The organism is Tychonema sp. LEGE 07196 (assembly GCF_963890365.1).
Classification (GTDB): Bacteria; Cyanobacteriota; Cyanobacteriia; order Cyanobacteriales; family Microcoleaceae; genus Microcoleus.
The window spans coordinates 22,552-48,576 of sequence record NZ_CAWPRX010000177.1; the positions used below are offsets into that span (position 1 = coordinate 22,552).

16 protein-coding genes and 2 pseudogenes are annotated in these 26,025 nt (G+C 45.9%); 13 read left to right on the forward strand and 5 right to left on the reverse strand.

Translation table 11 applies throughout. The annotated features are described in order from the left end of the window. Window positions 1–309 precede the first annotated feature (309 nt). Window positions 310–1,218: pseudogene (locus AACV78_RS21075) on the reverse strand (Rpn family recombination-promoting nuclease/putative transposase); the annotation flags it as partial. A 52-nt stretch (window positions 1,219–1,270) separates the two neighbouring features. On the opposite strand from AACV78_RS21075, the gene AACV78_RS21080 reads away from it, so the two are divergent. The 3 genes from AACV78_RS21080 to AACV78_RS21090 all read left to right on the forward strand — a co-directional run bounded on the left by AACV78_RS21080 (window position 1,271) and on the right by AACV78_RS21090 (window position 3,739). Beyond that, window positions 1,271–1,540, forward strand: coding sequence for a helix-turn-helix domain-containing protein (locus AACV78_RS21080; protein ID WP_194009564.1), 270 nt, complete (start codon window positions 1,271–1,273; stop codon window positions 1,538–1,540). 366 nt (window positions 1,541–1,906) lie between these two features. Beyond that, window positions 1,907–2,785, forward strand: a complete 879-nt coding sequence (gene glyQ / locus AACV78_RS21085; RefSeq protein WP_194009565.1) for a glycine--tRNA ligase subunit alpha — start codon at window positions 1,907–1,909, stop codon at window positions 2,783–2,785. Between the two features lie 186 nt (window positions 2,786–2,971). Continuing rightward, the gene (locus AACV78_RS21090) at window positions 2,972–3,739 is read left to right on the forward strand and encodes an ABC transporter ATP-binding protein (protein WP_194009566.1); all 768 of its coding nucleotides are present in this window, start codon (window positions 2,972–2,974) and stop codon (window positions 3,737–3,739) included. A 32-nt stretch (window positions 3,740–3,771) separates the two neighbouring features. Here AACV78_RS21090 and AACV78_RS21095 read toward each other — a convergent pair whose 3' ends face one another. The 3 genes from AACV78_RS21095 to AACV78_RS21105 all read right to left on the reverse strand — a co-directional run bounded on the left by AACV78_RS21095 (window position 3,772) and on the right by AACV78_RS21105 (window position 7,700). Further along, the gene (locus tag AACV78_RS21095; protein WP_194009567.1) at window positions 3,772–5,358 is read right to left on the reverse strand and encodes a DHA2 family efflux MFS transporter permease subunit; all 1,587 of its coding nucleotides are present in this window, start codon (window positions 5,356–5,358) and stop codon (window positions 3,772–3,774) included. 109 nt (window positions 5,359–5,467) lie between these two features. Continuing rightward, window positions 5,468–6,736 carry an MFS transporter gene (locus AACV78_RS21100; RefSeq protein WP_194009568.1) on the reverse strand — a complete coding sequence of 423 codons (1,269 nt, stop codon included), beginning with the start codon at window positions 6,734–6,736 and terminating at the stop codon, window positions 5,468–5,470. Between the two features lie 451 nt (window positions 6,737–7,187). Continuing rightward, window positions 7,188–7,700: a DUF2808 domain-containing protein gene (locus AACV78_RS21105; protein ID WP_194009569.1), complete on the reverse strand. Its 513-nt coding sequence runs from the start codon at window positions 7,698–7,700 to the stop codon at window positions 7,188–7,190. 546 nt (window positions 7,701–8,246) lie between these two features. Here AACV78_RS21105 and AACV78_RS21110 point away from each other — a divergent pair. The 10 genes and pseudogenes from AACV78_RS21110 to AACV78_RS21155 all read left to right on the forward strand — a co-directional run bounded on the left by AACV78_RS21110 (window position 8,247) and on the right by AACV78_RS21155 (window position 23,780). Continuing rightward, window positions 8,247–9,401, forward strand: a complete 1,155-nt coding sequence (locus tag AACV78_RS21110) for a Re/Si-specific NAD(P)(+) transhydrogenase subunit alpha (RefSeq protein ID WP_194009570.1) — start codon at window positions 8,247–8,249, stop codon at window positions 9,399–9,401. A 405-nt stretch (window positions 9,402–9,806) separates the two neighbouring features. Further along, the gene (locus tag AACV78_RS21115) at window positions 9,807–10,100 is read left to right on the forward strand and encodes an NAD(P) transhydrogenase subunit alpha part 2 (protein ID WP_106150865.1); all 294 of its coding nucleotides are present in this window, start codon (window positions 9,807–9,809) and stop codon (window positions 10,098–10,100) included. Beyond that, window positions 10,097–11,506: an NAD(P)(+) transhydrogenase (Re/Si-specific) subunit beta gene (locus AACV78_RS21120; protein WP_194009571.1), complete on the forward strand. Its 1,410-nt coding sequence runs from the start codon at window positions 10,097–10,099 to the stop codon at window positions 11,504–11,506. Before AACV78_RS21115 ends, AACV78_RS21120 begins: the two co-directional genes overlap by 4 nt. A 350-nt stretch (window positions 11,507–11,856) precedes the next feature. Continuing rightward, a pseudogene (locus AACV78_RS21125) lies at window positions 11,857–12,182 on the forward strand (DUF433 domain-containing protein). A 209-nt stretch (window positions 12,183–12,391) separates the two neighbouring features. Beyond that, entirely contained in the window at window positions 12,392–15,004 is a 2,613-nt protein-coding gene (locus tag AACV78_RS21130; protein WP_194009572.1) for a protein-arginine deiminase family protein, read from the forward strand. A gap of 432 nt (window positions 15,005–15,436) precedes the next feature. Beyond that, window positions 15,437–16,348, forward strand: coding sequence for a hypothetical protein (locus AACV78_RS21135; protein WP_194009573.1), 912 nt, complete (start codon window positions 15,437–15,439; stop codon window positions 16,346–16,348). 81 nt (window positions 16,349–16,429) lie between these two features. Continuing rightward, window positions 16,430–19,405 (forward strand): L-glutamate gamma-semialdehyde dehydrogenase, encoded by a 2,976-nt coding sequence (gene pruA, locus AACV78_RS21140; RefSeq protein WP_194009574.1) that lies wholly within the window; start codon window positions 16,430–16,432, stop codon window positions 19,403–19,405. 470 nt (window positions 19,406–19,875) lie between these two features. Further along, window positions 19,876–21,495 carry a glycosyltransferase family 39 protein gene (locus AACV78_RS21145; protein ID WP_194009575.1) on the forward strand — a complete coding sequence of 540 codons (1,620 nt, stop codon included), beginning with the start codon at window positions 19,876–19,878 and terminating at the stop codon, window positions 21,493–21,495. 14 nt (window positions 21,496–21,509) lie between these two features. Further along, window positions 21,510–23,150, forward strand: a complete 1,641-nt coding sequence (locus AACV78_RS21150) for a glycosyltransferase family 39 protein (protein ID WP_194009576.1) — start codon at window positions 21,510–21,512, stop codon at window positions 23,148–23,150. A 150-nt stretch (window positions 23,151–23,300) separates the two neighbouring features. Continuing rightward, entirely contained in the window at window positions 23,301–23,780 is a 480-nt protein-coding gene (locus AACV78_RS21155) for a hypothetical protein (RefSeq protein WP_194009577.1), read from the forward strand. A gap of 152 nt (window positions 23,781–23,932) precedes the next feature. Here AACV78_RS21155 and AACV78_RS21160 read toward each other — a convergent pair whose 3' ends face one another. Further along, window positions 23,933–25,978 (reverse strand): S8 family serine peptidase, encoded by a 2,046-nt coding sequence (locus tag AACV78_RS21160; RefSeq protein ID WP_194009578.1) that lies wholly within the window; start codon window positions 25,976–25,978, stop codon window positions 23,933–23,935. Between the last annotated feature and the right edge of the window lie 47 nt (window positions 25,979–26,025).

A 26,025-nucleotide genomic window follows, 5' to 3' on the forward strand; every position in this document is an offset into this window, starting at 1 on the left:
GCCAATTTGAGATTCGCTATTTTCTGGACTTTCTGCTTTTTCTGATGTTTTAGCGATCGGTGGTAGTGGTTCGAGCAGTTTGGATCGAGCTTCCTCAATTGAAGGGTAATTTTCAGCCCAGGATGAAATTGCTTGTGAAAGCACATCGATATCATCAGGTAAGGGTTCGATTAGCTGCGCTAGTTCGGTTAATTGTTCCGCAGAAAAGAGCGATCGCTGCTGAGTTAAGAGTTCGATCGACGAGTCGATATTTTGTTCGGGGACTGACATCGATTCCCGTTGGATTTTGTTAATTGTTTGCCGCACAAATTCGAGAGACAAATCTAATAATTGTGCGATCGTCTCTAAATTCATTCCAAACGCTATCATCCGACGAATGGCTTCTAATTTCGCCTGCCGCTCACCTTGTTCGAGTCCTTGTTCGAGTCCTTGTTCGAGTCCTTCTTCTAAACCTTCTTGCTTGACTTCCTGATAAAAACGAGTGTTTCTGAGTTCGCTTAAATTCAACATGGCGGCAATTTCCTCGCGGCTTTTTTGGGGGAGTTTGTAGACGATAATTGTTTCGATGAGGTTAATTAAATCGCGTAGAACGATCGGATCGGATAACTGTTGGCGGGCCATTGCGATCGACTGCCGTGCTTGTTCTGCCGCTGTCTCTGCTGGCTCGATTACCAGTTTAACAACTTTCACTCCGAGCGATCGATCTGCGGCTTCTGGCAATTCATCGAGGTAAATCCCTGGAGGGATAAAAAAGCTCCGAGTTCTTATCATCAGCCCCTGGATTTATCACTGGGGTCTATTCTTCAATTCTTCAATTCTTTAATCTAAAATCTAAAATCTAAAATCTAAAATCGATTGACTGGTTAACAATTCCTGAAATTGCAGCATCTGTTCGTGTTCGATGCGGCGGCTGGGATAGATGACAACGACGCGCCAAGGATTGAGGGGTTTGTATTGTCGCAGATAGAGAAAGAGTTCGCCAAAGATGCGGTAGTACAAGTCGGCATCGGGTTGAAACTGAACTTCCGCCAAGTAAAATGGTTTTTCCGGTTCTTCGGTTGTGGGTAGAAATAACCCGTCGATGCGGAATGCGAGTTGTTTGATTTCGCGGGAGGTGAATTCATAGGCGGCGGCTTCGTCTGGAGGGCGATCGATCAGTTCAAAGAAGAATCTGGGAAATTCTTGAAACAGGCTGTAGAAAATGGTGTCTGTTTTCATGAGTTGTCGATGGGAATCGAAGATGGGTAGTTTACCATGTCAGGAGAGAACTATGATACCTGAACCAATTTGTGAAGAAAGCAGCGGTAATGTCTTTGCTGACCTTGGACTGGAGGATGCAGATGAACTTTTTGCGCGGGGCAAAATAGGGATTCAACTAATCCGTATCCTGAAACAACGCAACTTGAAAGAACGCGAAGTTCGTCAACTTATTGGGATTCCACAACCAGAAGTCTCTCATTTAATGAACGGAGAGTTTCAACGGTTTAGCGAGGGCCAACTACGGATTTTCCTGAAGCGACTCGATACGGAAATTACTTGACATTTTCCCCTTCGTAATGGGGAAAATCAATCGGCTGAAACTTTGATATTGCTATAAGCTGTTTTGCATATAAATTATATGTCAATAAACAATTCGCCGTCTTGTGGGGTGTCTCGCCCGCCCTGAACATACAATTTAAATGTCCGACAGCTTAGGACTTGGGGAACCGAGCGCCTGATTGAATTTTGGCGTTGCTGATTTAGGGTAAGAAAGGCTAAATACGCAAGTCATAGAAACCAGTATCCACAAAACTTCGGGATTTTCAAGTTATTTTTTTCATACCCCGATCGAGTAACGCCATTTCAATCAACCCTACCTTGAGTATGCTTAAATAAGCTTAGACACTCACCAACCATATTTAAACCAGTGAACTTTCAATCAATCATTGCAACTTTAAACAAATTCTGGAGCGATCGCGGTTGCCTGATCGCCCAATCCTACGACACAGAAAAAGGTGCAGGAACCATGAATCCCCACACCTTCCTCAGAGCAATTGGCCCCGAACCTTGGTCTGTCGCCTATGTCGAACCCTGTCGCCGCCCCACCGACGGACGCTACGGCGAAAACCCCAACCGCTTCCAACATTACTATCAATATCAAGTCCTGATTAAACCATCTCCTCCCAACATCCAAGACATCTATTTAGACTCCCTCAGAGCATTAGGAATTCGCCCAGAAGACCACGACATTCGCTTTGTAGAAGACAACTGGGAATCACCTACCCTCGGAGCTTGGGGTGTGGGCTGGGAAGTCTGGCTTGACGGCATGGAAATTACCCAATTTACCTACTTTCAACAGTGCGGTAGCATTGATTGTCGCCCCGTATCTATTGAAATTACCTACGGACTCGAACGCCTCGCGATGTATCTGCAAGAAGTCGATGCGATGACCAAAATTCAGTGGAAAGATGGCGTAACTTACGGCGACGTTCACCTGCAAGGAGAAATAGAACAGTGTACTTATAACTTTGAAGCTTCCAATCCTGAATTGCTGTTTACTTTGTTTGGGCTGTACGAACAAGAGGCGGCACAACTGACAAAAAAAGGATTGGTTTTGCCCAGTCTTGATTATGTGTTAAAATGTTCTCACACTTTCAATTTACTCGATGCTAGAGGCGTGATTTCGGTGACGGAAAGAACTCGCTACATTACCAAAATTCGCAATTTGGCGCGACGGGTGGCTCAGCTTTATTTGGAACAGCGCGAACATTTGGGTTTTCCTTTGGAAAAAGCAGTAAAAGTTTGAGAAGGAAGAGCGGCACGACACGGATGCGGACACGGATACACGGATGAATTTATTAGATTTCCGACTTTTTTAAGAAGTTGGAAATCTGGCTATTATTTTTCCTGTCTTCTTCCTGATTCTGACTTCGTGTCCTTTGCGTCTTCGCGGTTCAATAAAACTAATTATTCCCTATTTTAAATAAATTAAATGCCTAATTATTCAGAAAATAATACAGAAATAATTCCTCAATTGCGCGTTGATGATGTAAGTTTGAAAACACCGATCGCCTCTAGCTACTTATTAGACAATATCTCGTTTGATGTGCACACGGGATCTCGCGTCGCAATTGTCGGCCCTTCGGGGGCGGGGAAAACAACGCTGTTGCGGTTGTTAAACCGACTCAGCAGCCCCACCAGCGGCTCGATTTATCTGGAAAATCGGGATTACCGACAAATAGGGGCGATCGAACTCCGCAGACAAATCACCCTCATCCTGCAAGAATCCAAGCTTTTGGGGATGTCGGTGCGGGAGGCGTTGGCTTATCCTTTGAAGTTACGGGGCGTGACTCCATCAAACATTGCACAGAGAATTAGCGGAGTTATTGAACAACTTCATATCCCCCAAGAATGGCTCGATCGCACCGAATTGCAGCTTTCCACAGGCCAAAAACAGTTAGTGGCGATCGCCCGCGGCATCATTTTGGAACCCAAAATCTTGCTTTTAGACGAACCAACATCCGCCCTAGACGCAGGAAAAGCCGCCCACATTTTGCAAGTATTGACACAGCTAACTAACAATCAAACCACAATTTTAATGGTCAATCACCAATTAGAATTAGCCCAACAGTTTAGCACGCGAGTCCTGCATTTACAGCGCGGAAAACTCCTCGAATATTCCCCATCTCATCAAATAAATTGGGTGCAACTGCGACAAAATTTAATCCAAGCAGAAGCAGAAGCAGAACAAGAATGGTGAACATTTGTAGGGTGCGCCGAGGCGCTACAGAATCAATGAGCGCCCCCTCCACCACCCGCACCCGGTTTCACCTTTTTAAAACCCAAAATAGCAATCCCGCTTACCAGCAATGCAATTCCCACAAAATAAAAACAATCATTAAAAGCCATCACATAAGCTTCGCGGCGGACAATATTATCAATTGCCTGAATTGCCCGATCTTTCGCCACGCTTACATCTGCACCGCGACTCACAAAATACTGAGTCATTTGATTAATTCTTTCCTGCGTTGCGGGATTATACAAAGAAATAGATTCCCCCAATCGATTAGAGTGAAATTGTTCCCGCTGCGTCACCAAAGTTGCTAGCGCCGCAATCCCCATCGAACCTCCCATATTTCGCATCATATTAAACAAACCAGAAGCCGAACCAGCCTCGTGTTTCTCCATACCAGCCGTGGCAATAGTTGACAGCGGTACCATAATTAAAGGCTGTCCCAATGCTCGCACTAATTGCGACCAACGCAACTGATCGATACCCGTATCGTGACTCATGTTGGCATTCATAAAACAACTCACCGCAAACAAACTCACACCTGTAGCAATCATCACCCGTATATCAATTCGCTGCATCAATTTCGGCACGATTGGCACGATGAATAATTGCGGTACGCCAGCCCACATAATTACCTCGCCAATTTGCATGGCATTGTATTGCTGAATCTGACTTAAATACAGGGGCAGAATGAACACCGAACCGTACAATCCTACCCCCAATGAAATATTTACAATAGTTGCTAAGCCGAAATTGCGGCGAGTCAGCAATCGCAGGTTGATAAACGGCTTTTTTCGAGTTAGTTCAATCCAGAAAAAAGCGCTGAGAAATATGGCAGAGACTATGGTTAAACGCAAAACCAAATCAGAACTAAACCAGTCTTTGCGGCTGCCTTCTTCTAACACGACTTGCAGGGAACCTAAGCCGATCGCCATTGAGGCAATTCCCCACCAGTCGCCGCCTTTGAGCAGTTCTAGCTGCATCGGCTTAGGGTCAACTGCATACCACACAGCACTCAGCAGCATCAGCCCCGGAACCAAGTTCAAATAAAAGACATATTCCCAGCCGTAATTCTCCGTCAGCCAACCTCCCAATGTCGGCCCGATGGATGGTGCAAAAGTAGCTGTCAGGGCAAACATCGCCATCCCTATCGGCTGCTTTTTTGGCGGTAAATTGGTCAGCAAAAACGCAAAAGACATCGGAATCAAAATGCCGCCCGTCAACCCCTGCAGCGCTCGAAATACAATCATTGAACTCAAATTCCACGCCCAAGCGCAGCACATGGAAAAGAATACAAAAAAACTTGCATTTACCAAGATGTAGCGGCGAACAGAGAACACCTGCGACAGCCACCCCGTAATCGGAATAACGACTATTTCGGCGACTAGATAGGAGGTGGAAATCCAAGAACCTTCTTCTAAAGTTGCGCCTAAAGCTGCTTGGATATCTCTGAGGGATGCGTTGGTGATTTGGATGTCCAAAACTGCCATGAAAGCGCCGAGAATTGTTCCCATCACGCCGATCCAGGTTTTTAAGGGAACGTGATCGTCGCTTTGCTGTTGGGGAATTGCACTGGTATTTGCCATTGGTTTAACCTCTGGTTGCGTATTTAATTTGGATTTTTTTTACCGCAGAGGGCGCTGAGGGCGCTGAGAAAGAGATGGGAAGAGGGAAGGATAGAAGTTTACAGGTTGCTTAGGAAATTAAACCCATTTTTTGATAAATTGGTCGGACTAAGTGTTTTAAAGCGGGCAACTGTTTGCTGAAAACTATCGCTGCTAAAATACAAATTATACCGCCTAGTATGACTGTGTTGGGAGAGCCGATATAATTGGCCAATCCGCCGGCTACTAAATTGCCAAATGGTGTGACTCCAAAAAATGCCATTGTGTAGATGCTCATCACTCTGCCGCGTTTGTCGTCTTCTACAATTGTTTGTAAGAATGTGTTTCCTGCTGCAAATTGGATGATGAAACCCCACCCCACGAATAACATCATGATTAATGACAGCCACAAGACGCGGGATAAACCAAAACCGATCAGTCCGAATCCCATGACGGCGGGGGAAATAGCAATTAATTGGCCGATACCGAGGACACTTTTTCGTCCAATTAAATAAATCGCGCCTGAAAATGCTCCGACTCCAGAAGCTGCCATCAAAAAGCCGAGGGTTTCTGCGTCGCCGTGGAGTATTTTTGTAGCAAAAATTGGGACTAATATTGTGTGTGACATTCCGGCGAAGCTGACTAATGATAATAAGATGAGAATTGCTCTAATCGGCGGAAAGCCGAAGGCATAAACGAATCCTTCTTTTAATCTGTGTAAGGGTTTTGTATTAGTTGCGGCAATTTGGCGCGGCTTGATTTTCATCGCTAATAAGCCTGCAATTACGGCGATGTAGCTTAGTCCGTCAATCAGAAAACAATAACTAGAGCCTATTGTTGCTATCAGCAAACCTGCAATTGCCGGCCCGATCAATCTGGCTCCGTTGAACATGGAAGCGTTGAGGGCGATCGCATTTGCTAAGTCTTCTTTTTTGTCTACGATTTCCGGCACGAAAGCTTGTCGTGCTGGTGCGTCAAACGCATTAATTGCCCCTTGAAAGAAACTCAATACCAGGATTTGCCAGATGTTCACGACTCCTGTTAGCGCTAAAAATGCTAGGGCTAAGGATTGAACCATTGCTAATACTTGAGTGGCAATTATGACTCTGTGCCGGTTCCAGCGATCGATGAAAACTCCTGCAAAAGGCAATAAAATTAATGTGGGAATTTGACTGGTAAATCCCACTACGCCCAGCATCCAAGGTGAATCGCTCAAATGGTAGACCAGCCAAATAGTAGCGACTTGGGTCATCCAATTGCCAATGAGTGAGATGCCTTGTCCTGCAAAAAACAGGCGATAATTTCGAGATTTGAGGGCGGGAGGAAGTTTTATGGATTTGATTTTTGCTTGTAGATTCATGTATCAGTACGGATCGAGCAATCCTATTTGATTGGTAAATATTTTGTAGCTAGCGCCCTTGGGCTATTGATTTCCACAATCGCCTAAAAACCTTTGTATTTATTGTTTATAGCGGAGTCTCCCTCCGCCTCGCATCCCCCAATCGAATGGGGAATTTAACTGTGTTGTTGACTCCTTCTTAAGGTATAGAGGATGCTCGTTGATTTGGGAGTCCGATCGCCCAAAAATAATACTTTTGACGTATTTGTGGACATTTGAGTATTCAGGATTTATGCAATCCCATCACAGAAACCGGGTTTTTTGGGGAATTTGCGGGCTGTTACCGCGTATTTTTCGACAAAAAGCCCGGTTTCTGGCCGATCGCGGGTTGCTCAGAAACCGGGTTTTTTGGGGAATTTGCGGGCTGTTACCGCGTATTTTGTCGAAACAAACTCGGTTTCTGCCCTTTTCCTCACTGAATGCTTAACAGCCAAGTCCCCAGGTAACGCATCAATGGAACGTCCCCTGGGGTGCGGATGCGGAGGTTGAAATTGTACATCCCGCCGGGACTCGGGTTCTGGACGTTGGAGAGCACAACTTCAACGTTGCTACCTGCTGGAATTGGTTCTGCGGGATAAATTTCTATGAATCGATTTTCTTTGTCCCAGATTACTTCTTGCAATTGTATTGTTTTGTCTTTGACGCGCACTTTAATATCTTTCTGGTCGAATTCGCCTTTGTAGTAGTCTGGATAGGATATGTTCAGTTGGGCGATCGCCAAACTTACTTTTTTGGAAGGAATTCGCAGCCGGTATCTGTCACCGTTCATCCCTGCTTTCCCGTAATCCAAGCGATAGTTTAATTGGTTGGCGCGCTCTGGGCCACCGAAAATTGTGAATCCCGGCATTCCTTGGGCTAAACTGATGGCGGGTAAGCCTGTCAGCAAACAACCTGTAACTGCTAGTGCTGAAAATAATCGTCTCATAATCGCTCCTCTGACCAAAATTAGAATGGAACCTTAAATATTTACTGCGGGCAATTTGCAATGAATGCCTTTAATATAGCGATTGTTTTGGCAATTTGATGAGTGCGATCGCCCGAATTCAATCAATTTTTTTTTGCGTAATACTGACAACAGACATTTAAACTACAGAATTAGGCAGCGTTCTATTATACCATACTCGGCTGCAAATTGAATAGTTTAACGAAATTGAATCTATAAGACAAGTTAAAGAAGCGAGCGTATTTTTGGCGATCGGCTTTACTATCAACGTGAGAAGCCAGCAGAATAGATTTCCACCGCCACCGGGCCAGCAATTGAAATCGCTTCTTGTCAAACGATGTCCGCGACTCGGCTTCCCTCGCCGAACACCTCTGCGGACTGGGAAATTTGAATTTCAACCTGCGTCTGCAGGTTTTGTCTGACTTTCTGGCGGTTTCAACCGCCCTGTCTCGTCCAAGCGCGGTTTCAACCGCCATGTATGCGTGCGGTTTTAACCGCCCTGTCTATGTCTAGAGTAAAGGAGAGTTAATGAAATTAGCGATCGCCAAAGAATTTAAAGCAGAGGAACGCCGGGTGGCCTTAGTGCCCGACGCTGTAGCCCGATTAGTCAAACAGGGCGTAGAAGTTTGGGTTGAGGCCGGTGCCGGGGAAAAATCGTTTTTCTCGGATCTTGCTTACGAAGAAGCCGGAGCTCGTGTTATCGGTGATACCGCTACGCTGTGGGGCGAAGCCGATGTCGTCGTCAAAATCGGGGAGATCCAAGAATCTGAAGTTCATCAACTTCGCGAAGGAGGCGTTTTCATCGGATTTTTGAATCCTTTGGGAAATCCGGCTTTAGTGCAGCGGTTGGCCGATCGCAAAGTAACGGCATTCAGCATGGAAATGATCCCGCGCACCAGCCGCGCCCAAAGCATGGACGCACTGTCATCCCAAGCCAACGTCGCCGGTTACAAAGCCGTACTGATCGCAGCCTGTGCATTGCCAAAATATTTCCCGATGCTGACAACGGCGGCGGGTACAATTCGCCCCGCGAAAATATTGGTAATGGGTGTGGGCGTTGCCGGCTTGCAGGCGATCGCCACAGCGCGCCGTTTGGGTGCAGTTGTCGAAGCCTTCGACATCCGCCCGGAAACCAAAGAACAAGTGCAAAGCTTGGGTGCTAAATTCGTTGATGTCGAACTAAAAGAAGAAACCGTCGCCGCCGGTGGCTATGCAAAAGAGCTATCAGAAGCCGCTAAAGAATACACCCGCCAAGTGCTAACCCAACACGTCAGCACCTCCGATGCAGTGATTACCACCGCTCAAGTTCCCGGCAGAAAAGCACCTATTTTAGTTACCAGAGAAATGGTTTCTCAAATGAAACCGGGATCGGTAATTGTTGACCTCGCGGCGGAACAAGGCGGCAATTGCGAGTGTTCGGAAGCAGGGAAAGATGTTGAATGGAACGGCGTTAATGTCATCGGGCCGATTAATTTGCCGTCCTCGATGCCGGTACACGCTAGCGAAACTTACTCGAAAAATATCTCGGCTTTGGTTCAGTTGATGCTGAAAGATAAGGAACTCAATTTGAATTTTGAAGACGATATCATTGCTGGTGCTTGCGTCGCCCGCGACGGTGAGATTAGCAACCAGCGAGTTCGCGATGCTTTGACGGCTGAGGCTTCAGCAGTCAACAGTCAATAGTCAACAGTTATTGGTCAATAGTCATTAGTTAGTAGGGGCGGTGGATGGTGCGTGCGGGCCCTCTTAGTAGTCATTAATCATTAGTGTCAACTTAAATCTGAAACCATTGATAAATCTCGTTTTTAGCCAAGGCCAGATGCCCCTAAATCCCCCGGATAGTCGGGGGACTTTGAAAGCTTCTTGTCCTCCCCTTATTAAGGGGGAGTAGGGGGCAAGCTAAGGGGTAATCTGGCCTCGGCAGTAAACAGGAGTCTGTGAATAGGTTTGACCAGATTTGGAAACGGTAAAGCTTTTACAGTTGATAACGAATGACTACTGACTACTGACTACTGACTACTGACTACTGACTACTGACTACTGACTACTGACTAATTACCAATTACCAATTACTAATTACCAATTGTTATGGCAGAAGGATTGATTGCAGGTTTAGTAGTGTTTACGCTAGCGTCGTTTGTGGGATTTGAAGTAATTAATAAAGTCCCGCCGACGCTGCACACACCTTTGATGTCGGGCTCGAATGCGATTTCGGGAATTGCGGTTTTAGGGGCAATTCTGATTTCGGGCCAGGGAAATGTGACTGTTACTTCGATTTTGGGGACGATCGCGATCGCCCTGGCCACAATTAACGTTGTCGCCGGTTTCTTAGTAACCGATCGAATGCTGCAAATGTTCAAGAAAAAAGAGGTTAAAGCGTGAGCGATTTTCTACCCAGTGGCATTCAGCTAGGCTATCTAGTGGCCGCATCTTTATTTATCGTCGGTTTGAAACAATTGGGCTCGCCGGCTACTGCGCGTCAAGGAAACGTGTTAGCTGCGATCGGGATGTTTATTGCGATCGTCGGTACTTTACTCGAAAGGCAAGTTATCAGCTACGAATTGATTGCTGTCGGCATCATCATCGGTTCCATTGTGGGGACAATTATGGCGAAAACCGTTGCAATGACGGATATGCCGCAGATGGTGGGTTTGCTTAACGGTTTCGGGGGCGCGGCTTCTGCACTTGTTGCTGTGGGCGAATTCTGGCGCTATCTCAGCATCCCGCAATCGCCGGCACCTGACACGACAATTACGATTCTTTTGGGCGTGTTAATCGGCGGAATTACCTTTACTGGTAGCCTTGTGGCGTTTGCAAAACTGCAAGAATTGCTGCCGGGCGCTCCGATTTCGTTTCCGTTTCAACAGCCGTTTAATGCGATGCTGGCGATCGCACTTTTGGCCGGCAGCGGTTATATGGTGTTTCACCCGGAGGATGTGCCGGTATTCCTGGCTTTGGTGGCGATTTCCAATATTTTGGGGATCATGTTTGTACTGCCGATTGGCGGTGGTGATATGCCGGTGGTGGTGTCGCTGCTTAACTCCTATTCGGGGATTGCGGCGAGTGTGGCTGGGTTCATTTTGATGAACAATATGCTGATTATTGCTGGGGCACTTGTGGGCGCGTCTGGAATTATTTTGACGCAGATCATGTGTAAGGCGATGAATCGATCGATCTCTAACGTGTTGTTTGGCGCGTTTGGTGGCGGCGGCGGTGGTGCGACTGCTGGGGCTGTTACTGGTGGGGCGATCGACAAAACTGTTCGCAGCATCAATCTCGAAGAAAGTGCGATGATGTTAGGCTATGCGCGATCGGTGGTAATTATTCCCGGTTACGGAATGGCTGTAGCGCAAGCCCAGCATTCGGTACGCGAGTTAGCCGACGGTTTGGAAAAAATGGGTGTTGACGTGAAATACGCGATTCACCCGGTGGCTGGGCGGATGCCGGGGCACATGAATGTGTTGTTGGCGGAAGCAAACGTGCCTTATCCGCAGTTGTACGATATGGACGATATCAACCCGCAATTTGACGAAACCGATGTTGCTTTGGTAATCGGGGCGAATGATGTGGTGAATCCGGCGGCGCGCCACGATACGGCGAGCCCGATTTACGGGATGCCGATTTTGGAGGTTGATAAGGCTAAGCATACGATCGTGATCAAGCGCGGGATGAGTGCTGGTTTTTCCGGTGTTGACAATGAGTTGTTTTACAAGGATAAGACGATGATGTTGTTTGGTAGCGCTAAGGATGTGGTTGCGAAATTAGTTGCTGAGGTGAAGCAGTTGTAGGATTTTTGCGATCGCACATTAACGCGAATTAACGCAGATAATTAAACCCGGTTTCTCCAAGAAACCGGGTTTTTGTTTTGATTTGGTTTTGATATCAATACTCTTCAGTCGGCGGAGGCTGACTTCGTTTGTCTAGTCGCGATTTCAATCGCCGAGTCTTCTAACTTGTGGGAAGGCAGAAACCGGGTTTTTTGCAAAAACATTTCCTACACAGCCAGAGATTACTGGAAAAACCCGGTTTCTTTAGTTTGAGTGCGCGGCCACAAACCGGGTTTTTTGCAAAAATATTTCCTAAAATTTTTGAGCTCCAATTTTTAGCATATATTTATGGCATAACCGAAGCTTAAGCTATGACAATAACCGAATTAAAAGTCAATCTTGCTTCCTTAACGATCGCAGATAAAGCAGCAGCTATAGAAATTTTACTTCAAACTTTAACCAACGGTTTGCTAGGCATAAAAAAACTCCCGGCTGGTGCGGCGGTGATGCTGGTGTTAGCAATACTCGCATACCCGTTTGGTCGCTGGTGTGCGATCGCCGTTTAGGTGCTTCCGATGGTATCATCCTATAATGATTTCCCGATTTAACCGTCGCTGATTTGGTAAATGCTTGGGCTTATGCTGATGCTGATCGAGAGGAAATTGAAACAGCAATCAGAGAAAATGAGGAAGCCTAAAATATGGCGCAAATATCCCATAACAGAACTTACCGAATCCGACAAAGAAACCGGGTTTTTTATCTAATCTGTCGGTAGCAACAAAGTATTTTCGCGAAAAACCCGGTTTCTCGGCCCCATGCTAAGTCCTATTCGCCCAAATCACCGTAAAATCTTACCAAAGGCACCAAGATTAGGTAAAATAATTTGGGTGTCAGAGGATAAACTATATGCGTTGGGTTAACTATATTACGATCGCGATTGTCAATACTTTCGGTGTCGTCATCGGTATTATTTGGGTTGCTGTGCCCGCAACAGTGGCTCAACCTTCCCTCAATTACCAACTCGCACTCTCAGGGCGAGAGTCAGACGGCGACACTCCGCAATCGCTCCCGGAATTATACAAATTGCGCGATCGCCTTAAGGTAGAATTAGATAACAGCACCAAAAATCCCGACAACAACCTATTTTCCCCAGAACATTGGAACCGCCAGCAATCCAAAAATCTGAGCGAGGAACTCCAAAACGCTCAAAGTCAGATTCAAACAGAAGAAAGAGCTAAAAATAATTGGGACGATGCTGCTAAAATAGCCGCCAGAGCTGTTGTAATTGGACGCACTTCTAAAGCCGACCCTGCTACTTGGGAAGAGTCACAACGCCTGTGGCAAATGGCGCTCAACCACCTGCGACTCATCCCTCACGGTTCTTTTTTGGCTGAGCGGGCGATCGACAAAACCATCGAATATCAAGGAAACCTCACTGTCGCTACCTACGAATGGCAAGTAGCACGTTCTCAAGAGAAAATTAGAGCCGAGGAAGAACAGGTAAGAGAGCTAGCCAGAAAACAGCAAGAGAAAAAAGAATTGGCCCGCCGAGAAATAGAAAGAAAAGAACAAGAGAAAAAAGAACTCGCCCGCCAAGAAATAGAAAGACAAGAATTTGCCCGACAAGAATTAATCCGCCAAGAACGAGAAAAACAAGAATTAGCCCGCCAAGAACTCGCCCGCCAAGAACAAGAAAAGCAGGAATTAGCCCGCCAAGAATTGGAAAAGCAGGAATTAGCCCGCCAAGAACAAGAAAAGCAGGAATTAGCCCGCCAAGAATTGGAAAAGCAGGAATTAGCCCGCCAAGAACTCGCCCGCCAAGAATTAGAAAGACAAGAATTAGCCCGCCAAGAACTCGCCCGCCAAGAATTAGAAATAAATCAGCAAGCAACTCCTCAACCAACTCCTGAGTCAACCGCAACTGCAACTCCCGCCCCTGTAGACCTCGCAGCCTCGCCGACCAACTTCTTCTTTGCGGGAGACACTAACAGAGACGGCGAAATTAATCAACTAGACGAAGCCGGAAAAGAACAATGGTCATTGTCTAGCGGCGCGCTAATTGTGTTTAACGATCCCAAGAACGATCGCACAAAAATAGCCCCTTGGAAACAAACCAAAGTTAGCGTCCCCCGCCGCGCAGCCATGCTTTCTCAAGTTAACTTAACTTTGTCTGAAAACTTCAAAACCTCTCAATTATTTATCACTGCTGATAGCATCGCCAGCCCTTATATCAACGTTTTTCAGAAAATAGGCGATGGATGGCAAGCTGTAGATATATCCGGTACAAAACCCCTAGTTTTCAGCACGAATATTGTTTTAGGTGTCGAAGCAAAACAATTTGCCGATCGCAACTGGAGCGGCAAAGTCAATCTCAAAGCAACTGCCGAAAACAACGGTCAACAAATCGCCGCCACAACCATCCAAATGGGTGTCAGTCCTTGGATAATACCAGCCAATACCGCACCAGTAACAGAAGTTCAAGTCAGCGACAGGGGGGCCGCCAACAGTGAATTTATCTCGCAACTCAAACAAGCAGTAGAACCCACTGGCGCTCAATTAAAAATTATCCAGGGCGGTAATGCTTGGATGCAAAATATTCAGAAAAACGGCTACATTCAACTTCCCGAAAAATCTGATCTACGCCAATTGAATGTGGCTCTCAAAAGCACTGACGAACCCAATAAAAACCCGCCGGATAAATCAAGTGAAGAGCGGAACTTGAGAGTAATTAAAATTGGTAACTCTCGCGACGATAACCCCGTAAGTCAGTGGTCAAATGGTTACGGAAATTTGCAGGTGACACCGCCGATTCCCGGATATCCAATGGGTCGAGCTTATTACGGAAATTCGGGAAATGCTAGTTTTAATCCAGAGGTACTTGATTTTATTCAAGCTCAAAGAATTCAAGGGCCCCCAGTTGATATTGATACTTCATGGCTTTTGACTCGCCAAGTCGATGAAATTATCAATTTTATTCCGAGTCAAACTCCCGGAAAATATGTAATGGCGATCGTCAGTCCAGAAGCAGGAGTCAGACTGTTAGAAGAATTGTCAAAAACAGGTTACGGCGATGTTACTATCAATCGCGGTTTGAGCAATGAAACTACTGTCAGCGCTGCTTTGCAAAATCAAGCTTTAATTCAACACAATCTCAATTTGCAAAAGCAGAAAATCAACCCGATTTTAGACAAATTGAAAAGAGAGTTTTCACTGACAGACGACCAAATCGTTCAAGTTCCAGCGATGTTTGGCTACAGCGGTTATGCTTGGTGGCCGAATATGGTCAATTCGGTACCAGTCAACGGCAATTTGTTAGTTTCTAATCCCCGCGGGCCGATGATTGACGGCAGAGATTACACTCAAGAAAGATTGCGCCAACTGCTACTTCCGGCTGGTGTTAGTGTGAGTTTTCTAAACGATCGCTATTATCAAGAATTGAAAGGAAACGTTCAGTCGGCAACGAATACTGTGAGGAAGCCCGAACTGCAGCCTTTTTGGCAGTCTTTGCCTAATAATTGAGTATTTTGTAGGGCGGGTTCGCCAAAAATCCTAACCAAACACCAACAATCTCATAAACCCGCCCCCACCAAACGATAAATTTACGCCTACATTTTTCTCATCAAAAAGTTTTGATTTATGTTTGCGCTCAATATTTATATTTCAGGGCGCACTCCGAACAAAGACCGGGTTTTTACCGAGATTGATGATTTTGAGCAGGTATTTGACAAAAAACCCGGTTTCTGGTCACTCGCGCGCCCTAGTTTGTACTAAGGACTTTAGTCCTCAGCGCTAGGAATGACGCATCGGTGGTCAGAAACCGGGTTTTTGGAGAAAATACGAGCGTTGCAGTTTACAGATGAGCGAAAAAAACCCGGTTTCTTTGACCTTAATAGGCAAGTCGCGATCGCGTAAAATGTTTAAAAGCAGTATTTGTACAAAAAATTTAGCACCATGAACGACGAACAGGAAAAAAATCAAATTTTGACCCAGCAACCAGAAACAGTTTCCACGGCCAGCGATGAGTTCCCGAATGCAGAAATGGTTAGTGCCAATTCAACAGCAGAACCGACAGAAACTCCCGCTGAAATTGTGGCAAACGAAGATATTCCAACAACAATCAACGAACTAGAAACAATTCCAATTTCCGCAGAATATCCGCCGGAAACCAGTCAACTTGTCAGTGATTCCTATCCCACAACTTACACAGCAAGTTCCGAACCGAAACCAGCTCAAAAGTGGCAAATTTGGGCAATTTTTCTCAGCGGAATTTTAGTCGGTTCCGTGCTCAGTCTCGGCAGTTTGCTGGCGTGGAGAATGTATCAGGAAAGAGCGAACATTCAAATCAGACTGCCCGCTGACGTACCCCTGCAGGAAAGCCCTCCGCCTGTCCCAGCAGCGCGCCTCAACCGCCGGCCCGGACTTCCCCCAGCACCCCAGCAGACACTGCCCCTCACCATCCCGCCGTCGGCCAGTCAGACTCCAATTCCCTCGCTCTCAGGCGTTCCGCCACTTGCTTCGCCGTTGCCGAACTCTTCTCCTTCTCCTTCTCCCGCTGCGGTGGAAACCCCTGTAACTGAGCGAGTTAACTTTCAAGCCGGCGCTACCGGAGTTACTCTGAGAAATAGTTTGCGGGCGAACATATCCAAGCGCTACTTGCTCGACTGCAATAGCGGCCAAACCATGACAGTAAAAGTTCAAGAAGGTGATGTTAGCGCAGCAATTATTGCTCCTAACGGTGAAAAATTAGGGACTGCTGATAGCACAGGTGAGTGGCAAGGTCAATTAGCCACCAGCGGCGATTATACTATTGAAATTTCGGGCGATCGCCAAGCAAACTACGGAGTTAAAATTGAAGTCAATTAGTAAGTATAATCGTATCGGGCGAGAGTTGCCAAATATATCAGCCCGCCGCGCCAATTACCAATTACCAATTACTAATTAGCAATGGTCGCACAAGTATCTCCAACCATCTACGAAGCCAAGACTCAGGAAATAGCTCGAGAAATCCTGAAGGCCACTCAAGACAAAAAGCGATCGTTTTTTGGCCAACTGCAAGACCAAATGCGCTGGGACGACAAACTGATGGATTGGGCAATGGCCAGCCCCGGACTGCGCGTCCAATTGTTTCGATTTATTGACTGTTTGCCCGCCCTCCGCAGCAAGCCGGAAATTGCCCGCCACTTGCAAGAATACCTGACTGTGGAAGAGGTAGAATTGCCCGAAGCTTTGAAAAAATTGCTCAGCTTTGCTAACGCTGATTCTGTCCCCGGTCAATTGGCGGCGACGACTGTTGCGCCTGCGGTGGAAACTTTGGCGCACAAGTATATTTCTGGGGAAAATATCAAGCAGGTAATTAAAACCTTAGAACGACTTCGCAAAGATAAAATGGGTTTTACAGTTGACCTTTTGGGGGAAGCTGTGATTACAGAAGCTGAGGCGGAAAGTTATCTCAACCGCTATTTGGAATTGATGGCGGAACTGGCGAAGGCAGCGAATAATTGGCCGCAGGTAGATGCTATTGATAAAGCTGATGGCGAAACTTTGCCGCGAGTGCAAGTATCTGTCAAGTTAACGGCTTTTTATTCTCAGTTTGACCCGCTGGATGCTAAAGGCAGCGAGGAGAAAGTCAGCGAGAGAATTCGCCTGTTATTGCGCCGCGCCCAGGAGTTGGGAACTGCCGTTCACTTCGACATGGAACAGTATGCTTATAAGAGTTTAACTCTCAGCATTCTCAAAGACTTATTGTTAGAGGAAGAGTTTCGCAGCCGCACGGATATTGGTATCACATTGCAGGCATATTTGCGCGACAGCAAACAAGATTTGCGAGACATTATTGCCTGGGCTAAGAAACGCGGCAATCCCATAACTGTACGGCTGGTGAAAGGTGCTTATTGGGATCAGGAAACTATTAAAGCAATGCAGAAAGATTGGCCGCAGCCTGTCTACAATGACAAAGTTGCTACGGATGCTAATTTTGAAGCAATGACGCAGTTGCTGCTAGAAAATCACGATTTTTTGTATGCAGCAATTGGCAGTCACAACGTGCGATCGCAAGCCAGGGCGATCGCGATTGCCGAAACTCTCAACATACCGCGCCGCCACTTTGAAATGCAGGTATTGTACGGCATGGGCGACAAATTGGCTAAGCTTTTGGTCGATCGGGGTTATCGCGTCCGAGTCTACTGTCCCTACGGCGATTTGTTGCCGGGAATGGCTTATTTAATCCGCCGCTTGCTGGAAAATACCGCCAACAGTTCGTTTATCCGGCAAAGTTCCGAAGAAATGCCGATCGAACAATTATTAGCCGCACCAGTAGCCAACGGCAACGACCAGCTAGTTTACAGCAAAGTATTCCCCAACGTCGCCGATACCGACTACGCCAATACCAAATTGCGCCAACAAGCAGAAACAGCCATCAAATCAGTGCGCGCCAACCTAGGAAAAACCTATTTACCCCTAATCGATGGCGAGTACCAAAATACCGAAACCACAGTTAATTCCCTCAACCCTTCCAACCCCGCAGAAATAGTCGGCAAAATCGGATTGATTTCCGAAGAACAGGCAAAACAATCCCTAGAAGCAGCAAAAGCAGCCTTTACCGGCTGGCGCAAAACCCCCGTCCGCCAGCGCGCCGGAGTTTTGCGAAAAGCAGCAGAATTGATGGAACAGCGGCGGCACGAACTGTCAGCTTGGATGGTATTTGAAGTCGGGAAACCAGTCAGAGAATGCGATGCCGAAGTTTCCGAAGCTATCGATTTTTGTCGCTACTACGCCGATGAAATGGAACGGTTGGAACAAGGGCAAAATTACGATGTAGCCGGAGAAAACAACCGCTACACCTATGGGCCGCGCGGCATTTCTTTGATTATTTCCCCTTGGAATTTCCCCCTGGCAATTCCCGTCGGCATGACAGTTGCATCGCTAGTAGCAGGTAACTGCACTTTACTAAAACCAGCGGAGTTTTCCTCAGTAATTGCGGCTAAAATAGCCGAGATTTTGCTAGAAGCCGGGATTCCCAAAGGCGTATTTCAATACGTGCCGTGCAAAGGTTCAACCGTGGGGGCGTACATGGTGAAACACCCAGATGTTCACATGATTACCTTCACCGGTTCTCAGGAAGTTGGCTGTCAGATTTATGCGGATGCTGCGATTTTGCAACCGGGCCAAAAACACCTGAAGCGAGTAATTGCGGAAATGGGCGGCAAGAATGCAATTATTGTCGATGAAAGTGCGGATTTAGACCAAGCCGTGGCGGGGGTGGTTTATTCGGCATTTGGATACAGCGGCCAAAAATGTTCTGCTTGTTCGCGAGTAATTGCGATCGAATCGGTGTACGATACTTTTGTGGAAAGATTGATAGAAGCTGCGCGATCGCTCAATGTCGGTGCAGCCGAAAATCCCGGCACTCAAGTCGGCCCAGTCATCGATGCCACCGCCCAGTCGCGCATCCGCGAATACATCGAAAAAGGTCGCGCCGAAGCTAAGATAGCCTTAGAAATGGCGGCACCCGAAACAGGTTATTTTGTCGGCCCAGTGATTGTTACGGAAGTATCGCCGACTGCAACTATCGCCCAAGAAGAAATTTTTGGCCCGGTGTTGTCGGTGATTCGGGCAAAAAATTTCAGCGAAGCGATTGCTATTGCTAACGGTACGAATTTCGCTTTAACCGGCGGATTGTATTCTCGCACGCCTTCGCATATCGATCGCGCCCAAGCCGATTTTGAAGTCGGAAACCTGTACATAAATCGCGGAATCACCGGCGCTGTGGTATCGCGGCAACCCTTCGGAGGATTCAAACTTTCGGGAGTTGGTTCCAAAGCCGGCGGCCCGGATTACTTGCTGCAATTCCTCGAACCGCGCACAATAACCGAAAATATTCAGCGACAAGGTTTTGCGCCGATTGAAGGAGTAGACGATTAATCATTCTTGGATTCGATGGTTCGGATTTGTGTCCTCTCAATAGAAGTTCGTAACAACCATAAATCGTAAAAACCAGAATTTGTAGGGGTGGGTTCGCCAAAATTTTTGACACCTAACGAGGTATCTTAAAAACCCGCCCCACCAACCTAAAAATTCATAATTTATTGAATTTAACCTGTGGCGGAATGTTTCGAGGGGTTATATCAAATCCTCTCTTCATCGGAATAGTAAATTCACTGTTGACTGTTGACTGTTGACTGTTGACTGTTGACTGTTGACTGTTAACTGTTGTTATTTGTTATTTGTTATTTGTTGGTTGCAATGCCCTAGGCCCGGTTTGGCCTAGGCCCGGTTTGGCCTATGCCCGGTTTGGCCTATTCCCACTCCTAGCACCTCATCTTTCGCTTGAAAGGGTATATATTGTTAAATAAATCCATCGTCGCCATTAAAATTTAACTAATTATTGATTTATGGAACTTTCTAAAAACAGCGAGAGCGCGAAACTTTCCCCTGCGATTCCCCCACAATGGCTGCGATATTTAATCGTTGTTTTATTACTTTTAGGCATATTTTTTCGCTTCGGCAATCTCGGAGGAAAAGTATACTGGATAGATGAAGCTTATACCTCCTTGCGGATGTCTGGTTATACAGAATCAGAGTTTATTGAGCAAGTAGTTGACGGAAAAATTCGAGAAATTCAATACTTACAAAAATACCAGCGGATTAATTCAGAAAAAAGCGTAGTCGATACTGTCAAAGGTCTGGCATTAGAAGAACCTCAACTCGCTCCCCTGTATTTTATCACAACCAGATTTTGGGTGCAACTGTTCGGCGATTCAATAGCTGTAACTAGAAGTATGTCGGCAGTTTTTAGCCTGCTGGCCTTGCCTTCTATGTATTGGTTGTGCTTAGAATTATTTGAATCATCCCTAACAGCTTGGTTGGGAGTTTCTTTACTCGCTGTATCGCCTTTTCAAATAGTTTACGCTCAAGAAGCTCGACCTTACAGTTTATTTATCTTAGTAATTTTGCTGTCGGGCGCTGCTTTGCTGCGGGCAATGCGTCTAAAAACTAACAGCAGTTGGGCAATTTATGCCGTAACAGTAGCGCTGGGATTTTATTCTCACCTATTATTTGCACTGGTAGCACTAGGACATGGAATATATGTAGCTATTTCGGAAAAACTGCGATTTCAAAAAAATATAATTGGCTATTTACTAGCATCTATAACCGGAATTATTGCTTTTTTTCCTTGGATTTTGGTTTTTATAATCAACTCCCAAAATGTAAATCAAAAAACATCTTGGCAGTCTTTAAAGATTCCCCTTCCAGACTTAGCTGTCAATTGGGTGTATAACATTGCTAAGCAATTTTTCGATCTAGGAATAGACTCCAATGTACCGCGATTATATTCGAGATTGCTCCTACTTTTGACTTTAATAATTGTTGCATATTCTTTTTATTTACTCCTGAAGTATACAGAACAGCGTGTTTGGTTGTTTGTTATGACATTAACCTGCGTGATAGTCGTGATTTTTTTACCCGCAGATATAATTTTTGGGGGAATTCGATCGCTCAACACGCGCTACATGATTCCCTGTTATCTAGGAATGCAAATAGCTGTTGCCTATCTTTTTGCTTCCAAAATCACATCTCCTCAAGTTACAGTGCAGTTGCAAAAGCTGTGGAGGCTGGCTTTTGCTGCTGTGCTATCTGTTGGGATTATCTCTTGCTGCATCTATTTGCCGGCAGACACTTGGTGGAATAAAGACCGTTCTTATATTAACATCCCGATCGCCCGCACGGTTAACTCAGCTTCTGGCCCTTTACTGGTTGCAGATTTGTGGGTGTATAGTGTAGAGAAAATCGCTAATTTACTCAGTCTGAGTTCCCTGCTGGTTCCCCAAACTAAATTTATCGTATTCCCGCCTCAAACCGTGGAAATTCCCCCAAATTTTAAGGAGATATTTTTATACGGAATTTCCCCTGAAGTAAAAGCAGAAATCGAAAAAACGACTCCCTATGAAATCGAAAAAATTTATTCTCTAAAAGGTGGAGATACCATTTTGAGTAAGTTGCGAACCAAGTAAAAAATATTTAAAAAATGCGTTTTAATTTACCTAGAAATTGGTTGGGTTTTCTGATAATCGCCGTATTAGCAATCGGCATTTTATTTCGATTTGTCAATCTCGATGGAAAATTTTATTGGATAGACGAAACCTATACTTCTTTAAGAGTTTCCGGCTACACGGAAGCGGAAATGCTCAAAGAAATTTCCTACAATAAAATAAACTCGCCCTCGGATTTACAAAAATACCAGCAGGTAAATTCCGAAAAAACCTTAAGCGATAGCCTGAATTCCTTAGCAACCGAAGACCCGCAACACCCGCCGCTGTATTATGTACTAGCGCGATTTTGGGCGCAATGGTTCGGCACTTCAGTTACAGCAATGAGAAGTTTGGCCGCGGTGATTAGCTTGCTAGTATTTCCCGCCATTTATTGGCTGGCTTGGGAGTTATTTGAATCCTCTGCTGTGGCTTGGATGGCGATCGCAATTTTCGCGATTTCTCCCTACCAAATCTTATTTGCCCAAGAAGCCAGACAGTACAGTTTGTGGACATTAACTACTATTTTATCGAGTGCCGCCTTGCTGCGAGCAATGCGCCCCGAAGCAAATCAAAATCCAATTTGGCTGGTTTCTCACTGGGCGCTTTACGCAGTCACAGCAGCAATGGGATTTTACACCCACTTGTTATTTGTCTGCGTCGCCGCCGCCCATGCAATCTACGTCGCCTTGATTGCCAACTGGCGCGATATTAAAACATTTATTGCCTATTATGTAGCAGCTTTAATTGCTTTAATCGGCTTCATGCCTACCCTCGTAAATACTGTAGAAAATTTAAATCAAATTAGAAGCACAACAGTATGGGCAGAACAGACAAATCTCTTAAGATTAGTTAGCAGGTGGGTGGGTTCCCTCAGCATAGCATTTTTTGATATTGGCATTGATGGAAGTGCCAGCGCCACACAACTAGCCTTGATAATTCCCGCTGGTATCGCGATTCTAGCTTTAGTCGGCTATGCGATTTATTTTCTGTGCCGGCAAACACCAAAGCGGGTGTGGTTGATGGTATTGTTATTAATTGCCACAACCGCAATATTTTTAGCCTTACCCGATGTACTTAAAGGCGGCAGGCGATCGGCAAATCCGCGATATTTAGTTCCTTGTTATGTGGGAATTCAGCTAGCAGTTGCTTACCTGCTGTCTACAAAAATTAGCAACAAATTTGATAATTTAAAACAGCAAAGATTGTGGAAAATAGTTATAGTTTCACTGTTTTGTGCAGGCATCATATCCGGTGGAGTTAGTTCTGGGGCCGATAGTTGGTGGAACAAAGGCAGCGGCTGGCTGCGCGCCGAATTGGAAGTAGCGGCGATTGTCAATTCTGCCAGCAATCCCTTAATAATCAGCGATGCGAATATCGCATACATTATGGCTTTGAGTTATCGCTTGCAACCACAAGTCAAACTGCTAATAGAACCGCGCTGTTATACTTCTTGCTACAAAAATCAAGAATTGGCACGAAAAAAACCTGAACCCCCGACAATTCCCGGCGGTTTCAGCGAGTTGTTTTTATACAGACCGTCCTCAAATTTGCGATCGGCAATTGGCCAACAAAACTATCAAATAAATCCGGCGGTTAGTAATGTCGATCTCAATCTCTGGAAAATTACCAAGAAATAATCTAAAAGTAGGGACACGGCAGTGCCGTGTCCCTACAGGTACAAATGAAAATCATTTAGGATTGCTATATGTCGCAAGTAGAGTAGAATATGGCTGCTTTTCGCGGTAAGCTAGAAATTAAGCATCTAAAAATAACATAAAAAATCTACAATGACAGTAACTGAAACCTCCAATATTCGCAAACTGCTGTGCGATCCAGAGTTAGGACTGATCCCTCATCTAGAAAAGTGCCTGAAAGACTTGCACTCGTCGGCGATCGCCAGCGGAGAGAAATTTAAGGTAGAACCTTATGATATCGAACTCCAAAGCTGCGACACCCAGAAGCATCCCAACGACCAAAGACTGATCGTCACTCAGTCAGTGTTAATCAAAATTCCCTTGACAGGGAAAGCTGAAGACAAGATGCACTTATTTCTGATTGCAAGTGACTTGCAGAACCAAATCGACATCAAAATTATCGACTGGAGTGCCTTAGAACGCCGCCAATACGACATTCACGGCATCCCCTTAAAGCAGCCGATTACCAAAATTGAGGGCGAGATGAAATACGATTTAGTATTCGATCGACCAAATCACTGCTGCATCACTCTGTGCCGCAAATTTGACTTAATTTACGCCGCCAATTATTAAGGATCGGAGTTGATGGTTGACGCTGCAACTATACAAAATTAGGATTAAAGTCATCAATACAAACCTACGATCAAGTTTGTATTGATGACTTTATTCCTTCTTGATATTGTAACGAGAAAGAACTACAATCCTCAGTACAAACCGGATTTAATTTAAACCGATCGATTGGCAGTTTCCGCCAGAATCTGCTTAATTTGAGCAGGAGTCAGACTCGGATTTGCCTGCAACATCAAAGCTATCACCCCAGCTACGTGCGGCACTCCCATTGAAGTACCCGCAAAATATCGATAGGGAATCCCCGGTTCAGAAAGCGGTACAGTTGAATAAACATCACCAGAATCTGCCCTGCCGCCATCACCACCCGGAGCAACAAAGTAATTAATTAGCTCCGATCCCGCCCGGTTAGAAAAATCTGCAAACAAGCCGTTGCGGTTAACCGCACCGACAGCAATTCCTACCTCGTTTGCAAACCGAGCCGGATAATCTACCTGCGGGCGAGCATCATTTCCCGCTGCTGAAACTACGAGTATGCCGCGAGCTTCGGCGGCTTGAATTGCAGTCAATTCTCGATCGTTCAACTGTTGGCCGCCCAAACTAACATTAATCACTTTTGCTCCATTTGCTACCGCATAATAAATCGCCTCAATTTCATCGTTAATTGTCCCCACTCCGGCGCTATCGAGTATTTTTAAAGGCATAATTTTCGCAGTCGGAGCCGTTCCAGTAATTCCCACTCCATCTTTTTTCGCAGCAACTAAACCCGATATATGAGTGCCGTGACTGTTATCATCCATCGGGTCATTATCGCCGTTGACAAAATCCCATCCCCGGAAATCGTCCACAAAGCCATTGCCATCATCATCAACGCCGTTGCTAGCTTTATTGCGACCACCCGCATCAACGCCGCTTTCCCCCGGATTGCTCCAAACATTCCCGGTCAAATCCGGGTGATTGTAGTCAATTCCGCTGTCGATAACTGCTACTACAATGCCGTCTCCAGTCAAGCCTTGGGCCCAAACTTCTGGAGCTTTGATTAAATCTCGGCCCCACTCGTCGCCGCCCAAGTCGGGAACGTCAGGAAAAGTTGGAACACCCGCAGCCTTAGCAACTGCTGCCGCCGCATTCACCAAACCGAACCCGAAACGACTGTCAAAACCAGGCACGTTGCTTGGATTGTTATCAGAAATAGTTGGAGGGGTTGCAGACAGATTTAGGGTAAAGTTTGTATTGCCTTGGTATTGAGAAACTCGGATAAAGTAAGTTCCTGCTGCCAAAATTTTGAGGTCGATTGACTCCGGCGATAAACCAGGTTCTTGAGAAGCAGCAATAATATCGGTAAAGTCAATAGAATTGTCGCCATTAATATCTTTAATCAGCGCAACGCCAACATCGCCGGTGAAATTGTTGACTGTTAATTTAAAGTCGCTAGTTGCAGGCAAAGTAAAGCGGTAAATGTCGTCTGGTTGAGCGCTGCTAACGGAGTCGGTGATGGTTTGAGTGCTGTCCAAAACGCCTAAATCGCGGGCTTGGCTGAGTTGGTTTCCTAATAGGGTGCTTGCAGAGATAAATTTATCGGCGAGGTCTTGTGGAGATGCGTTGGCTACCAAGCCTAAAATAGCATTGGATTGGCGAATTTTAATTAATGTATTGGAAATGCCGGGGGCGATCGCGATTTCTTCGAGAATCAAGTCAGCTTCGGTAAGATTGTCAGTCAGTCCGATCGCATCGACAAAACTGTTAAAGTCTGTAATGATGTCAGCGGCTGCGGGATCGGAGGCTGCCGTGTCGCTGCGGAGGACGAAGGTATCGGAGCCCAAACCCCCTGTCAGGGTATCTGTGCCTCCATCGCCTACTAAAACGTCGTTACCGCGGCCGCCGTAGAGGTCATCATCTCCCCTACCTCCCTGCAGGGTATCGCTGCCAGAATTGCCAAATAAGAAGTCATTGCCGGTACCGCCGTTGAGCAAGTCATTTCCGACACCACCGAATAGTGTATCGGAATTGCTGCCGCCGAGGAGTCTGTCGTTACCGCTGTCACCGTTGAGGCGATCGGCATCCGAGGAACCGACAATCAAATCGTTACCTCCGAGGGCAAAAAGTCCGTTAGGATAAGGAGTCAAAAAGCCCGGAGTTAATGCGAAACTGTTGGGACTATCATCTAAAAGATAGGAAAGACCGTCTGGACTCGGGCTGGCCATAGAAATTTACTCCTTATGTACGATCGATCTAAATTTTAGATATAAAA